The following is a 14730-nucleotide window of genomic DNA, read 5'->3' on the forward strand; positions in this document are numbered from 1 at the left end:
CATCATCTCGCAGAAATCGAGTAATAACACCTGCATATTCATTATGCATCATCAGTTCCTTTGCAATAGCTTAGAAAAATAAGCACTAATAGTCCTTAATCCACTGTAACAAAAATACAACGAATAATGAATTGATTACTGGAAGACACTTATTAACTAGGTCACTGGGTGAAAAAAGTTTTTTTAAATCAAAATATCATTTATATTTTTCCCAGTACATGTATATTAAATTAAGTATTACTCGTTTGATGCGATTACCATTGATAAAAAAAGAACTACTCATTTCAAGTCTGGGCAATACCATAGAATGGTTTGATTTAGGGCTATTTATTTTCATGGCCCCTATAATCGGTGCGCAGTTTTTTCCTCAAGAACCAACTGGAAAGGCGACGATTGCTGCGTTTATTGTATTTGCAGCTGGTTTTCTTTGTCGTCCACTAGGGGGAATAATTTTTGGCTATTTTGGCGATACTTTCGGCCGTGCCAAAACATTGAGAGTTTCTATCTTAATTATCACACTGTCTACCTTTTTGATTGGAGTTATTCCCTCCTTTGAAAAAATAGGTGTAATTGCCACTGTTTTATTTCTCCTACTTCGTTTGATCCAAGGTCTATCTATAGGGGGAGAGTACAGTGGCATTATGATCTATCTCGCCGAATCAGCTTCAAATAACAAACGTGGCTTCATCACTAGTTTTGCTGCAACCGGTGCGAATTTAGGTTTTTTACTAGCAACAGCAACATTAATGCTACTTCATTACTTTTTTACAGAAGACTCCATTAAAAGTTGGGTTTGGCGATTACCTTTTCTTTTCATAGGCTTGTTCGGATCATTAATAATTTATTATCGTTTTAAATTAACGGAAACGCTGGTTTACTCTCAATTGCAAAAAGATCATCTTATTAAGTCCCTTCCTTTTATTGCAGCTATTAAATTTGCCCCGTCCCAATTACTGAAAATTTTGGGCCTTACTTGTATGAGTTCAAGCTTTTATTATATTTTTGTTGGATATATGCCCACCTATTTAGAACATTATATAGGCTTTTCATTCAGTGATGCGTTAACAATGCAAAGCCTTTTATTAACTGTCCTGCTATTTACCGTTCCCTTAGCAGGCCTCTGTGGCGATTATTTTACACGCAAAAAGATGCTAATAATAAATATAATAGCCATTATATTTTTGATTTTACCTTGTTTTTATTTACTGCAGACTAAAGCTCAATCATTAGTGCTATTATCTTTAGGTATTACAACTATTTTAAGCTCATTTGATCAAGGAAATACGTTAACAGCAATTGTTGAAAATTGTCCGCTTAATGTGCGATATAGTGGAATAGCATTTTCTTATAACTTGGGAAATGCCTTATTCGGTGGCACTGCGCCTTTGATGGTGAGCTTACTTATAAAAGAAATTGGGCTTGTCGCTCCAGCTTATTATCTTATTGTAATGGCTATTATCAGTTTTATTACAGCAACAACTTTACTTAAGAATAATCAATCTTTGGGACCTCTGTGATGAATTTGGTACTACTAGAGCATTGATAGTAAAGACTATATATAAAGGTTGAAACGAATTAGACAAATTAACTAATTAGCAATTTTAGTGTTATTTATTTTTGGGAGTTAATGATGAACCGTTGTCCGTGGGTGGGAACAAATAAGCCCCACTATGAACTCTATCACGATACTGAATGGGGCATTCCTGTGCATAGTGATCAAAAACATTTTGAAATGCTCATTTTGGAAGGAGCACAAGCTGGCCTTAGTTGGGAAACAATTTTGAAACGACGAGAAGGATATCGAGAGGCGTTCAAACAATTTGACCCCACAGTTGTTGCTAATCTGAGTGATTCTTATTTAGAAACTTTATTAACCAACCCCGCTATTATACGTAATCGTTTAAAAGTCTTTTCTGCCCGTCAAAATGCACGCGTTTTTATAACCATTCAACTAGAATTTGGATCATTTGATAATTATGTTTGGCAATTTGTTCAAGGCCAACCGAAGATCAATCATCCGCAATCACTACAAGAAGTTCCCATACAAACAAAGGAATCTGATGCATTATCTAAAGATCTGAAAAAAAGAGGCATGCGCTTTGCTGGGTCAACCATTATATATGCTTATATGCAGGCTGTAGGCATGGTGAATGATCATATTCAAGGATGTTTTCGCTCAAATTAGCCTCCCAAAATGATCTTTAAGAACTTATCAGTGAGCACATGCTTCTTTTTTTCAAAATTCTTCAACTCGAATTACATGATAAGCAGGAGTTTCATAAGGATGTGCTCTGTTCAGTGCAGCAATCACGGCATGGATAATCTCCTCTTTGCAAACCATTTCAACTTTATATTCCATTACGGTTTCCAACTTATTCTTTTCACCAATAAAGGCGTTACTTTCGTTTAAAGGCATAAATTGACCTTCGCCTTTTACCTGCCACGCACAACATGCATATTGCCCTATTCTACCTGCACCTACTTCAAATAAGGCTTTTTTTACCTGTTCAAGGTAATTTTCTGGTACATAAAAACTTATCTTATACATAATCTGTTCTCATAATTTGCCACTGATCATTTAAGAAAATTTGTGATATAAAATGTTCATTTATAAATAAAGGATTTTGAGGATGAACTATCGCCCAGATATTGACGGATTGCGGGCAATTGCCATTATATTCGTTTTGTTTTTTCATAGTGGTTTAAAATTAATACCTTCCGGTTTTGTTGGGGTGGATATTTTTTTTGTTATTTCCGGATTTTTAATTACTAGTATTATTCATCAATCGCTGCAAAACAATAATTTTTCTTTCATGCAATTTTATGGACGCAGACTCTGGCGCTTGCAACCGGTATTTATCTGCTTAATCTTTATGACTATGCTGTTAACTTTGCTTTTATATTTGCCTGATGATTTATTACAATATTTCAAAAGTGCTCGTAAAACATCACTGTTTATATCAAATCGTTTTTTTGAGCGAATAACTGCAGGGTATTTCGAAACAGATACTCATAAATTACCTTTATTGCATACTTGGTCTTTGTCGATTGAGTGGCAATGTTATTTAGTCTTGCCTGTTGTTATTTATGTACTCAAGCGAATTTTTTCCAGGCATAATCTGCTTAGGATTATGTATTTATTTACCCTGGTTTTATTTGTTTTATCTTTATATTTATCAGTTCATTATCCTGCAAAAGCGTATTATCAATTTTCAAGCCGAATTTTTGAGTTTTTAATTGGCTCTTGTGTCGCATTAACTCCCCAGCGTTTTTCAATCAATAAATATCTTTTAAATTTGATAAGTATAATTGCTATTATCGCTATATTATATATAGCAACGCGCAGCGAAATCAGTTTGGGTTTTCCTAATTGGCATGCTTTTGCCTTGTGCGCTGCGACTGCTGTACTTATCGCAGTTGGCGAGCATAATCCCAAACCTTTTTTGACTAAATTTTTATCTCTTAAGCCAATCGTATTTATTGGATTACTTTCTTATTCTTTATATATTTGGCATTGGCCTTTATTTACAATAATTCACTACCAGAATATTACAGCGACAAATTCCATTTTAATATTGGCCTTAAGTTTAACCTTTATTTTGGCTTATCTTTCATGGAAATTTATTGAAAAACCGGCACGTCAATTCAATGATATTAAATTTGCATATACTTTAATTTACATGCTTGCGTTACCTATCGGAATAACCCATCTTACTGCTCATTATGTTAAAAAATACCAAGGATATCCTGGCCGTTTTAATGCTGAAGTTGTAAGAATTTATGATCAATTAAATCGATATGATGCTCCACAAAGGACATTATGTTTGCAAAGACAAAATATTAAAGTAAATAATAATTGTACTCTGGGATCGAAAGAGGCAAATAGCCGAGCTGCTTTTATGATTGGTGATTCTTTTTCAAATCATTCTTGGTTATTTATGGATACTCTAGCTCAGCAAGCCAATGTGTCTATTCTTGCTCATGCAACTGCCTCTTGTCTTACCCTACCTGGGATATTTTTGTATGATTGGTATGATAAAAATGACATTTACAAGGAGTGTTATGAACAGACTACTCGCTATTTTAATATGATTAAGGCAAATCATTTTGATTTTGTGGTTATAGGAGAAGCATGGAAAGGATATTTGGGTGATAAGATTATTAATAATTTAAACGATAATCGTTCACTCGAACTCACTAAAGAACGTATTACAAGAGCTCTTGATAATGCCATTCAAATGATTATTACTTCCGGTGCCAAACCAGTATTAATAAAAGCAACAGCGATAGCAAAACAAAACCTTCATGATTGTTTTTTTGCCCATATAAAACGACGAAAAGAGTACAGGCCGGAACTATGTAATTTTACCTTGCAAGCAACTGAAGAACAAAGCGAAGAAGATTGGTTAAATAATTTATTTTTAATAATGAAAAATAAATACAGTCAATTAATCATTATTGATCCCAAAAAGGTACAATGCCCCAATGACCTATGTACGGCTGATATTAACGGTATTCCGGCATTTAGAGACGAAGGGCATCTTACAGATTATGCGTCTTATCAGTTGGCAAAACGCTACTTGTTACAATTTAATAATCCATTAATTGATAACCAGGTGATTTAGGAATATATAATTTATCACAAGGAAGAAAAGAAATACGCTGAGGCATAACTTCTTTACAAAAATTATTGTTAATAAATTGGGAAATTATGGTCTCCACTCTTAATTGTTTATCGTAAATCAAAAACAAATAAATTAAGAAAATAGGTTGTTTTTCAATATTATGAATTTTCTAATTCAACAGTGGGGCGAATCAAAAAATAAATTTTGGGGCTTAATTCTAACCAAGAAATTATTCAAGGAAGAAAAGGAGTTACAGTCCCTAACTCCCCTACAAAATTACCGTAAACGATCAAATTTACAAAGCCCTATTTAATTTATGTTCTATCATATTAAATTCTTTTCATGATCCAGTAAAAATGATTTCACCGTAAGACCACCTGCAAATCCAGTTAACGAGCCATCAGCTCCAATGACTCGATGACATGCAGCGATTATTGAAATTGGATTTCTACCATTTGCTGCTCCAACAGCCCGCATTGCCTTTGGACGCCCTAAATCTTTAGCAACTTGACCATAAGTTTTGGTAATTCCGAATGGAATATGAACTAAATAATTCCAAACCTCTTTTTGGAATTTTGTTCCATTAAAATCTAAAAGAATATTAAAATATTTACGCTTACCTGAAAAATATTCATTCAACTGCTTTTCAGTTTCTAAAAGAATTTTATGATGATGGTCTTCAATTTGTGGATGTAAATTAACTCGGCCAGGGCGCTCATTTTCCCATAAAATTCCTGCAAGTCCGTTATCGCTTCCTATCAATTTCAGTAATCCTACTGGACTCTGCATCTCTTTGAAATAGTAAGAGGTTTTTATCATGTTGATCATTTGTTCTCACCTAATCACGTTCTAGTTTGTTAAATAATCCATTTCGAGATTTAATAGCGTTTGGCTTCTAAGTTCTAACATAGTTCATCTTAAAGCACTCCAAGTTCTATTAATTCACGCAGCATATTCTCAGGAATTTCGCCCATTTCTTCAGTTAAATCAGATGGTGTATCCTTTCCTTCAAGATAGCGCCAGCCTTGAAATGGTCGGCGTGGCCTTGGTATAACGCGAATGAGTTTTGGATCGTAAACAATTCCGCAATGGAGTCGATCATTATGTATCATCGGCCGAAATTCTAAAATGCGATTGCGACCTACAATCCTACCCTTAATTACCCAATAAATCGAACCCCCACCCAAGATTTCTTCAGCACGCCTAGGAAAATTACGTGTACTATGAATCAGCTCGCTATTTTCATTATTTGCCGCTTTCTCGCACATACGCTGAGTTTGCCATGCCTCTAACTCTTTTAATGAGTTTGGTCCAACAGCCAATTTAATTATGTTTAGCTTTGAATTCATTGTTAATCGCCTAGTAAACCAAGGATATACTATTTATTATTCCTGAACCAATGATGTTATCTTAAATGTGACCCCGCCCCCCTGAAATCCTTCTAACGAGTTTCTAAAGGAGTTTTGAGCATTCGCATCATAATTGTCAGTAAACATACCCCCAACACACTTCAATAGTAATCGTGCAAAAGAATTACAAAAAGTATTAGTTCTAAATTAAGTCACCGGACTTTAGTACTTTTTCACCGATAAAGACATTGAGAATAAAGGTGGGAGCTGAACATTTAGGCTCTTAGCGTCAATTTACCAGCAACAGTATTAATCGATTCTTTATTAATCCCGTCAATAAGGTTTGGCTGAGAAGTGATATGGATTTTTTCATTTCTAATAAACACATGAGCATAACTGGCATCTAGAATAATATTTTTAAAAATCGTGTATCCGACCGATGCGCCAAGGATAAAACTGTCCCCCGTATCTATCTGAAATTGTCCATTAGAAGGTGCTTGCGCGTAACTTCCTGCTCCACGAATTACCCACTTTGACGAAATTCGATAATTGGTTCCTAAAGTCAAAAGCCAGGAATCGTGAAAATTATAAGGGATGCTGGCTGTAGTTAAAATACCCGTTGGGGTAGCTATATTGTGCACAGTCATCTTCTTAAAAATGCTATTTTGAATATATTCCAACGTGCCAATATAGGATAGTTGAGGTGTTTTAAAATAGTTAACAGAGAGGACACTCCGTGCAGGAGTCCAAAAATTAAAACCATAGTTATTAGAAAAAATAAGCGTGCTTCCTTTGAATATACTTTTGCCAGTCATAGAATAGATAATGGCGCTGCGATAATTAAATCCCATCAATAACGTCTTTGTAGGCTTTAGCAAGACTCCTGCATCACCGCCCCAGGCGTTACTCCACGTTTTATTGGTACTTTGGCTATCAGGAATATTTAAGCTAGGAAAACCAATAATTGGTTCAAAAAGAAAATGTGCATGTGAATAAGTTACAGAAGCTCCAAATGAAATATATTTATTGAGCTCAAATCCGAGAGCAGGAACTAAATCAATATCTTGGATGGAATTATTAGATTGTTCATAACGTAAAATGGAATGCCCATCCAGATCACTATTAAAATTGTTACCTACAGCTGCGACTCCAAACGTTATGTTATTCTTTGTAGGGAATCCAAAATATAAAGAAGGCACAAAATAATTCTCTTGTTTCGATGAGGTACCTGCCTCCATAAAACCAGTTGAGACCTGTATGGCTTGACCACTGAATTGAGATTGGGTTCTACCTAATGATGTGAGGGATATGCGATTAAAACACCAATAAAGATAACAAGCACCCCACAAAATGAAATAACATATTGTATATACAACAGACAATGTAATCTTAATAGTTCCATTATTTAGTATTCCTTTAGTTATACTGACAAATAATTATTTCTCGCTTACCTCCAACTTAAAAATCAGGGTAACATACGCTGATCCAATAATAACTGAATAATTTATTAAGTTAACTGTATCTTCAATATTATTTAACTCTTTATAACTTTTAATGAAAATATCCAAAAAAACAGCTCTAAAATTGAAAAAATAAAATTAACATAAAATTCAATAGCTTATATTTAAAAAAAAACACTGAAGAGTTTTTTTTACTTTTATTTTAAAGTAAAATTTATACCGACTTTGTATCAACTACTACGACTACTACGAATGATAAAAATCTTGCACCCCTTTCAGTTAGTACCGATCCAAGATAAGGGAAATAATCATCGCTTAAAACATTCATTAATAAAGCAAGGGAATGCATCATAAATTATGGAGCGTTTAAATTATTTATTTGGAGATCTTAAATGCATACCCTATTTAGTATTAAAAATGATACCGTTCAAACTATCGTAAACAGACTTACTGCAAATGATCCTACTTTAGATGTAGTTAAATGCAGTCAGTTAGGTTTAGATTTTGCATCATCAAGAGAGATTTTCAGCGCACTAAAACATAGCACTCATGTTAAAAAGCTCGAATTTCTTGGCAATAACTCAAAAGGTGCTATTAAATTTCTGGCAGAATCGATAAAAAATCATCAATCTTTAGAAGAAATCTATTTGGGAGCTAATGATTTAGATGATGAGGAATTTCGTCATCTTTTCAATTCTCTAAAAGAAAATTCATCATCTGTTCGATTATTAGACGTTAATTCTAATGATGGAATAACCAATGTAAGCGCAGCTTATATTGCTGAACTGATAGAAAAATCTATTCCTATTAAAAGAATAGATCTTACCCTCACTAACATCACAGACGAAGGGTTTGAAAAAATTTTAAATGCACTTGAAAAAAATCCCGAATCTTCTCTATTAGAGTTATGTGAGCCGTTTATTCTTAACCTTGGTTTTCTTACACCAAACGAAGAACTTATCCAAAAATTAAATGATTTTTTTAGTGCCAAGCAAAATAGTATGACTATGAATATGATCTAATGAAATTTTTAATGAAAATCTGTCCCAAGCTTTGTTCGCAGTTTGGGCTGCACATGGGGGAAACTCAATAGAGAGATTCAATGATTAAGGATTAAGCTTAATAAAAAGACCAATAAGTTGATTACCAATTAATAATGTATTAAATCGCGACTTTAGCGCAATCAAGCCCAATCAGCGCTGGGTCGCAGAGATAACCTATGCTACAGCAGAGGGTTGGCTTTAAGTTGCAGCAGTAATGGACCTATACTCCAAGCGCATTGTAGGGCTTGCGATGAATGAACGTATGACAGCACGTTTGGTTCGAAACGCTTTAGAACAAGCATTAGTCCATCGAAAACCACAGCCTGGATTGATGCATCATTCTGATTAAAGGATGCCAATATACAAGCCAGGAGTTTCAAGAGCTACTTAAAACACATTAAATTACCATTAGCATGAGTGGTGCTGGTAACTGCTATGATAATGCGGCAATGGAACGCTTCTTCCATACATTAAAGACCGAGCACGTTTACTTTGAACACTATTGCTCTCGGGAACAAGCTAAATGCAGTATCTTTGAATATGTAGAAGTTTTTTATAACCGTCAGCGATTACATTCTACATTAGGATATGTAACACCAAATGATGTTGAGACCAAAAGGGGCTTCTCTTTGTACCCATCGCAACAAGATGATGTATGTCATCCTATCATGTCACGGCCATCGGTGTTCCCGTTTGCACCGTAACTTGATTTAACAAAAGTTAATGCACATTGTATTTATTTTATTGAGATATTTGGCTTCGTTGTGTCAAATAAAAGGTTGTAAATTTATACTATTGGTTTAGAATCCCCCAACTTACTATTTATTAGTATTTTTTAAAAATAAACTAAAGGGTCACTTTATGACAAAAATTATTAAAAAAAATGATTGGAATCGAGATGCAACATTTATAAAATTTATCATGGAGCTTATTCAAAAAGGAGGTTCAGACGAAGATATTATTAATTTAGTCATACAAGGAAAGCAAAACTTTGCGCAGGACGTAAAATTATCTGAAGCTGATATTTTTTTATTATATTGCAAACTTATAGAGGCAAAAAGAACCCCTATTGTAAAACATCTTAGATTAATTGAAGAACTAATTGATTTTAAAGAAGAATATTTTTACGCAACTACATATAAAAAAGATCAGTACGATTATCCCATGCACTTTCCATTGCTAGCCTATTGTGTGTACAACCAAGTTGATTGGAAAGACATTGCCTATATTCAGCAACATAAGGAAATAGATAATGCGATTAACATCCAAATCGAATTGAAAAAAAGCAATTGGGATAATCAGTTAGTAAAAGAATCTCTTTGGGACAATCATCAAGAACTCAAACAATACAAACCTTATCTAATGATGGGCGATGTTTATGTCGATTTTCTAAAGAAGAAAGATAATTGGGATATTAAAATTAGGGAAATCTATACAAAATATCCTCAACAAGTAAATGCGTATCTTGAATACATGGCTGGACATTTTAGCTTAGCTATGCTAGCTACTCCAGCAGGCGATGAATCTGAAACTGCAGAAGTTTCTAAAAATACACAGGATTGGTTAATAGCCTATGCTAAAGCCTTAAGAAATATGACAGAAAAAGTTATTGATCTAATAAAAGCCAAGAGAAGCCTTACGAAAGAAAGGAGCCATGAGGTCCTTTGTGAAGTTTCTAGAAATGTTTTATCTCATTTGAATGGCTGTGATGAAAAGATCCTTAAAGTTTTGGGTAAAAAATCATGCGAAAAATTAATGGATTTTATCAAAGTCTTGAGAAAAAACGAAAATAAAGTATTGCTTGTTCCAGCATATAATGATACTCAATTTTTTACTTCAGCTTCATTAAGTTCAACTGAAAATAAACTACCTTCTGAAATTACTCAAAAGACTAATTTTGCAATAAATTAAACGTGCCAATTTAGATCCGCAATATTAGTTTCAGTTGATGTTGTGGATTTTTAGTATTTTTAATTCTTAATACTGACATTGCTTAATAAATTGAAATAGCAGAAATTTTTAGTAAGATTATGTATTGGAGACCTAGCCTAACCACTATCAAAATAAATTTCTGCTATCTCTACAAATCGTTTCTGATTAGCACTACGTTTTAATTTAGTGAAAGCAAAATAAATAATGAAAAAGTTTAATAAAGTAATTTTTAGTAATTTTCTGGACATAGAAAACGAATTCCAGTGATTTTTTCTTTAGTAAAAATAGCTTTTATTTTTTCACTAACTAATAAATGCGGAACATATTCTTTATCCCTTGCGATATTTAATTCATTTAAACAATTTTCTCTATAAACTAAACGTTTAAAAGAGACTATATCATCCTCTCCGCTCATTTTTTTATAAATAGATTGTTCATGATCAAGACACATGATGGCATAGGTGACATTTAAAAAATAATAGCTGTTTTCTAAAATACCATCAGAACAGACCACTTTTGCATTAAAATATTGAATCTCCTCAGGAGCTATTTCTTCTAAAATAGATTTTATTCTTTGATTCACTAGGGGAATACTCGTGTTATTTGCTAAATTATCAAGATCCTGTGACACACGAAGAAAAGAAAAAATTGCGACAACTTCTTGTAACCCCAAAAACATAAAGTGTTTGATGGAGTCAAAAGAAGAAGTAATGTGATTTAAAAACCTATCTGCAGCAGTTATCTTGAACGACTCGATTCTTATCCTGAAGAGCCTGCACAAAGTCACTCACAGTATTGACTTCTTTTCCAACGAGATCATCACCCATGCCTGATTGAATAAATGATCGAAGCTCTTTACCCAGCTTACCATTTCTTAAGGTGGATAAATGTTTGCTTAAATCAACATCCACTCCATCTAACGCTAATTTTAAATTAGCAACAGCATCTCTTTTTTGTGTAAAACTTTTTTGAAAGATAGAAAAAAAACTTCCATGAAAATATTCTTTTGTTGCCCCAGAGGAATTAGTAACAGCACGTCTTCCTGCTAAATAATTATCCAGTATTAAATTAATGTCATATTTTTTTTGAATAGTAGAGTCGACCGAGTTTATTTGCTCATCAGGGATTTTATCTAAAGCTTGTGTTAATTCGGCGGCTGTATTGTTATCAAAGTCATTCGAGCTTAAATTATTTAAAGTCATTCCAACAGGCATAACAGCAAGGATTTGTACTAATTCATCGCGTGTTTTTTTACCAAGATCTTTTATGATCAAATTAAGAGAAGTCTTTCTAGGAGGGATGTCAGCAAAAACTTGTACTAATTCATCGGCTGTTTTGAAACGAAGGAAATTCATGCTCAAATCAAGTGAAGTCACGCTATCAGGAATCGCAGCTAAGGCTTGTGCTAATTCAGCGTCTGTTATGAAATTAAGGTCATTATCTCTTAAATCAAGTGAAATCACGCTATCAGGAATTGCAGCTAAGGCTTGTGCTAATTCAACGCCTGTTTTACAACCAAGGCGATTCTTGCTCAAATCAAGTGAAGTCACATTAGCAGGGATTGCAGTAAAGACTTGTCTTAATTCAGTGCCTGTTTTGAAACCAAGGTCATTCATGCTCAAATCAAGTGAAGTTACATCATCAGGGATTGCAGCAAAGACTTGTAATACTTCATTGCCAGTTATGTTACCAAGGTCAAGACGCATAAAACTCTCAAAAAATCTAATTAGAAAACATTGTGTTAAAAATTATAACAAAAAAGAAGTTAATATTACTATTATTATTTCTATTATTGATTAAATAGGTCTCTACACCAAGTTCTCTGCGAGTGATTATAGCTGTCCCCTAAATGGGAAAGATCTAAGATTATTGTAAAAACAAATGATGCCAAAACGTAATATAAGATTGAAATAAAAAAACCTCTCGATAGAACGGCGCTTTTCTGTAGCAGATCAAGCTTGTATAAAAGTTGTTAAGATAGGCGATTTGATATAGGCGGAATGTGCCAAAAATTATCAACCAATTTGTTCGGTACAGGTACTATGAGCTTGGCACACGTCTGAGTGGTTGTAATACCATATTGTTCACCAAAGATTAGACAATATTCATAAGTATTTCCTTGTCATAAAATAAAAATGTTTTTCTGAGAAAAATCAAGTTACATACAGATATATCCTGTCTTCATTTGCAGTAGTTCAAATTGGATCATCCAGTATCCGTCGCGCACTGACTTCACTCTGAACTGTCGCTAGATTCTCATCAGGTTTTATTGTGTGATGCATCTACTCGGGCATCCTATCTCTTGCATGCTATCTTGTTTTTAAACTTTGCTTATTCACGGGGATGGCTCGTTTGGAAGGCAGTTCTTTTCTAAAAAACTGAAAATCTTCTCTGTCTCTTAATTTAGATAGATCAATTATTATCTGCTCATCATTTTCAAAAATGGAAAACGATCTACCCACCTGATCCACTTAATTTGGTTTGTAACTCATAAACAGGGATATTTAGATTCCTAATACTACCTCCCCAGTGTCGTAGACAACTCGTAAAACAAATCGAAACGCCATCATTCATTAAATGAATTGATTTAATTACCCTTTAAGCAATTAAAAATTAATTCTTTTAATTGTTTAGCAAGTATAGGTTTTGCCAAAACTTGGTTTGCACCAAACGTTAAACAAAGTTACTTTATTTCCTCATTAAAATGAGCAGACGCTACTATTATAAACGAGTTTTTATTGAGTTGGCTGGAACGAATAAAATGCAGTAATTCTTCTCCTGGTTTATCCGGTAAACCCCAATCTAAAATGATGCAGTTATAGCTGTGCTTTAGACGGTTCTTGTTTCTCCATCTTAATTGCTTCTCTTTTGAATTAACTGTTCTTATAAAATAAAGTATTTCATCAATAATGATAATAACGGCATTTCCTAAGGCTAAATATTCTTTTGCAAAAGTGTTAAAAAAATTCTTTTGCTCATTCATAAATCCAAATTGGTTATTTCCATAACTATCCATAATCCTCTCTTTTTTTAGATGCGAGAAAAAATACGGGTAACATAGCAAAATGCTACCCGTCACAAAAAACCATAAGAAAAACTATGCAAATTTTTTATATAATGAAATAAAAAAAATTAGTTAGGTGCTCTTAAGGAGATAAAATTGAGGGATAGTATTGATTTAAGTGCTTGTACCATTGAAAAATGGTCTTGAGATCGTCTAGTATGACGTCAGCCATGATTTAGTCCTCATAAATTGTGGTCAGCTGGTAGTCTGGACTGCGAATCCTTACTATCAGCGCTTTTTAAAACTTAAACAGCCCGATAATCTTATTGCATTCAGAAATATGAATTGAAATAAATTTTTGATTTTAAATCATCAATAAAGTATCATGATTTGCAATGGTTTTTTAATCAAATAACTTATAGAATACTTGTGGAAGGAATGAAGCATCTATTAAGTATCAAACAAGACTTGCTCGTAGCGTCCAATGATGGGGTCATTGCCAACAATCAGCAATAGTTTTTTCCTTATTTTCATTTTTCGCTATTACGTTTTATTGTGTTTCTTTCCTTTATTAGAAGTCTTGTTTCCTTACTTTGCTCTGATTAAATCTTATGATGCGCCTTTGTGCATTCACCTTCTTGTTATTTCAATCGATTGCTGCTGACTGTTTTTACTTTGCAAAGAGCACTTATGACGTATCGTTTATTTTTTTCTACTGTCGCAGCCGGTGTATTGGGAAGTACGGCCTTTGTAGGCACCATAGGGCCTGTGATGCTCTCCAAAGATTGGACCTGAGTGGGTTCAATAACCGTGGGACCTGTTTGGGCTTGCGGTGGTGAGACACAGACTTTTTATTTGGCGTCAGATATTGAAAAGACGTATACGGCCAGAAAATCCACCAACGCTTAAACCAATGGAATATTGCTGAATCTCACTTACACAAGGATAGGAATGATGAAGAAAAATATCAAAAACAATACATTAATGAGCAGGATACTGGTTAGCCTGTTACTCTATCTGCTATGGCCAGCAGCGCAAGCAGCGCAGCCGCTGTGGACTATCGTTCCAGCACCAGGCAGTAATCCTACACAGACTGTAATTAGAAACGCGACAGCTACCGTGCAGTATATGGTGCAAAACCAATCTGCTAAACCTAAGAACCTGGTGATGCAATCCATACGCGGTATTGCCCAAACTACTCCCTGTCAACTGGCGCCTAAAGGACAAGCAGGTAGCAGCTGTACTTTGAATCTTGCCATTACCGGAAGTAGACTCCCCAGGAATGGCGTTCATGGCGGTCCGGTGCTGTGCCAGGCG

14 protein-coding genes and 1 pseudogene are annotated in these 14730 nt (G+C 34.2%); 8 read left to right on the forward strand and 7 right to left on the reverse strand.

Annotated elements, in window-relative coordinates; translation table 11 throughout:
* The first annotated feature begins 218 nt into the window (after positions 1–218).
* Together WA877_RS03790 and WA877_RS03795 are read left to right on the forward strand one after the other, a co-directional pair.
* Positions 219–1517 carry an MFS transporter gene (locus tag WA877_RS03790; protein WP_425169601.1) on the forward strand — a complete coding sequence of 433 codons (1299 nt, stop codon included), beginning with the start codon at positions 219–221 and terminating at the stop codon, positions 1515–1517.
* A gap of 113 nt (positions 1518–1630) precedes the next feature.
* Positions 1631–2185, forward strand: coding sequence for a DNA-3-methyladenine glycosylase I (locus WA877_RS03795; protein WP_425169602.1), 555 nt, complete (start codon positions 1631–1633; stop codon positions 2183–2185).
* 51 nt (positions 2186–2236) lie between these two features.
* Here the strand turns inward: WA877_RS03795 and WA877_RS03800 are convergent, their stop codons facing one another.
* Positions 2237–2548 carry an NGG1p interacting factor NIF3 gene (locus WA877_RS03800; RefSeq protein ID WP_425169603.1) on the reverse strand — a complete coding sequence of 104 codons (312 nt, stop codon included), beginning with the start codon at positions 2546–2548 and terminating at the stop codon, positions 2237–2239.
* 82 nt (positions 2549–2630) lie between these two features.
* On the opposite strand from WA877_RS03800, the gene WA877_RS03805 reads away from it, so the two are divergent.
* The gene (locus tag WA877_RS03805) at positions 2631–4625 is read left to right on the forward strand and encodes an acyltransferase family protein (RefSeq protein WP_425169604.1); all 1995 of its coding nucleotides are present in this window, start codon (positions 2631–2633) and stop codon (positions 4623–4625) included.
* A gap of 324 nt (positions 4626–4949) precedes the next feature.
* On the opposite strand, the gene WA877_RS03810 is transcribed toward WA877_RS03805, so the two are convergent.
* From WA877_RS03810 to WA877_RS03820, 3 genes are all read right to left on the reverse strand, one after another.
* Positions 4950–5453 carry a methylated-DNA--[protein]-cysteine S-methyltransferase gene (locus WA877_RS03810; RefSeq protein WP_425169605.1) on the reverse strand — a complete coding sequence of 168 codons (504 nt, stop codon included), beginning with the start codon at positions 5451–5453 and terminating at the stop codon, positions 4950–4952.
* 89 nt (positions 5454–5542) lie between these two features.
* Entirely contained in the window at positions 5543–5974 is a 432-nt protein-coding gene (locus WA877_RS03815; protein ID WP_425169606.1) for a DUF1489 family protein, read from the reverse strand.
* A 275-nt stretch (positions 5975–6249) separates the two neighbouring features.
* Positions 6250–7356, reverse strand: coding sequence for an OmpP1/FadL family transporter (locus WA877_RS03820; RefSeq protein ID WP_425169607.1), 1107 nt, complete (start codon positions 7354–7356; stop codon positions 6250–6252).
* A 470-nt stretch (positions 7357–7826) separates the two neighbouring features.
* On the opposite strand from WA877_RS03820, the gene WA877_RS03825 reads away from it, so the two are divergent.
* The 4 genes from WA877_RS03825 to WA877_RS03840 all read left to right on the forward strand — a co-directional run bounded on the left by WA877_RS03825 (position 7827) and on the right by WA877_RS03840 (position 10388).
* Positions 7827–8456 (forward strand): hypothetical protein, encoded by a 630-nt coding sequence (locus WA877_RS03825; RefSeq protein ID WP_425169608.1) that lies wholly within the window; start codon positions 7827–7829, stop codon positions 8454–8456.
* Between the two features lie 235 nt (positions 8457–8691).
* Positions 8692–8826: a hypothetical protein gene (locus WA877_RS03830; protein ID WP_425169609.1), complete on the forward strand. Its 135-nt coding sequence runs from the start codon at positions 8692–8694 to the stop codon at positions 8824–8826.
* A 64-nt stretch (positions 8827–8890) separates the two neighbouring features.
* Positions 8891–9181: an IS3 family transposase gene (locus WA877_RS03835; RefSeq protein ID WP_425169610.1), complete on the forward strand. Its 291-nt coding sequence runs from the start codon at positions 8891–8893 to the stop codon at positions 9179–9181.
* Between the two features lie 157 nt (positions 9182–9338).
* Complete coding sequence (locus WA877_RS03840) at positions 9339–10388, forward strand: hypothetical protein (protein ID WP_425169611.1); 1050 nt, start codon at positions 9339–9341, stop codon at positions 10386–10388.
* Between the two features lie 250 nt (positions 10389–10638).
* Here WA877_RS03840 and WA877_RS03845 read toward each other — a convergent pair whose 3' ends face one another.
* The 3 genes from WA877_RS03845 to WA877_RS03855 form a co-directional block, all read right to left on the reverse strand.
* The gene (locus tag WA877_RS03845; RefSeq protein WP_425169612.1) at positions 10639–11088 is read right to left on the reverse strand and encodes an Imm43 family immunity protein; all 450 of its coding nucleotides are present in this window, start codon (positions 11086–11088) and stop codon (positions 10639–10641) included.
* A 46-nt stretch (positions 11089–11134) separates the two neighbouring features.
* Entirely contained in the window at positions 11135–12115 is a 981-nt protein-coding gene (locus tag WA877_RS03850) for a hypothetical protein (RefSeq protein ID WP_425169613.1), read from the reverse strand.
* A gap of 977 nt (positions 12116–13092) precedes the next feature.
* Positions 13093–13425: a hypothetical protein gene (locus WA877_RS03855; RefSeq protein WP_425169614.1), complete on the reverse strand. Its 333-nt coding sequence runs from the start codon at positions 13423–13425 to the stop codon at positions 13093–13095.
* Positions 13426–14397: 972 nt separating this feature from the next.
* Between WA877_RS03855 and WA877_RS03860 the strand changes: the two are divergent.
* A pseudogene (locus WA877_RS03860) lies at positions 14398–14730 on the forward strand (DUF1566 domain-containing protein); the annotation flags it as partial.

It is taken from the genome of Legionella sp., from assembly GCF_049790535.1.
Lineage (GTDB): Bacteria > Pseudomonadota > Gammaproteobacteria > Legionellales > Legionellaceae > Legionella.

Coding starts and splice junctions, on each gene's coding strand:
- WA877_RS03855 (WP_425169614.1), bottom strand. CDS start 13,425: ATGGATAGTTATGGAAATAACCAATTTGGATTTATGAATGAGCAAAAG.
- WA877_RS03835 (WP_425169610.1), top strand. CDS start 8,891: ATGAGTGGTGCTGGTAACTGCTATGATAATGCGGCAATGGAACGCTTC.
- WA877_RS03795 (WP_425169602.1), top strand. CDS start 1,631: ATGAACCGTTGTCCGTGGGTGGGAACAAATAAGCCCCACTATGAACTC.
- WA877_RS03800 (WP_425169603.1), bottom strand. CDS start 2,548: ATGTATAAGATAAGTTTTTATGTACCAGAAAATTACCTTGAACAGGTA.
- WA877_RS03845 (WP_425169612.1), bottom strand. CDS start 11,088: ATGTTTTTGGGGTTACAAGAAGTTGTCGCAATTTTTTCTTTTCTTCGT.
- WA877_RS03810 (WP_425169605.1), bottom strand. CDS start 5,453: ATGATCAACATGATAAAAACCTCTTACTATTTCAAAGAGATGCAGAGT.
- WA877_RS03790 (WP_425169601.1), top strand. CDS start 219: ATGTATATTAAATTAAGTATTACTCGTTTGATGCGATTACCATTGATA.
- WA877_RS03840 (WP_425169611.1), top strand. CDS start 9,339: ATGACAAAAATTATTAAAAAAAATGATTGGAATCGAGATGCAACATTT.
- WA877_RS03850 (WP_425169613.1), bottom strand. CDS start 12,115: ATGCGTCTTGACCTTGGTAACATAACTGGCAATGAAGTATTACAAGTC.
- WA877_RS03825 (WP_425169608.1), top strand. CDS start 7,827: ATGCATACCCTATTTAGTATTAAAAATGATACCGTTCAAACTATCGTA.
- WA877_RS03805 (WP_425169604.1), top strand. CDS start 2,631: ATGAACTATCGCCCAGATATTGACGGATTGCGGGCAATTGCCATTATA.
- WA877_RS03830 (WP_425169609.1), top strand. CDS start 8,692: ATGGACCTATACTCCAAGCGCATTGTAGGGCTTGCGATGAATGAACGT.
- WA877_RS03815 (WP_425169606.1), bottom strand. CDS start 5,974: ATGAATTCAAAGCTAAACATAATTAAATTGGCTGTTGGACCAAACTCA.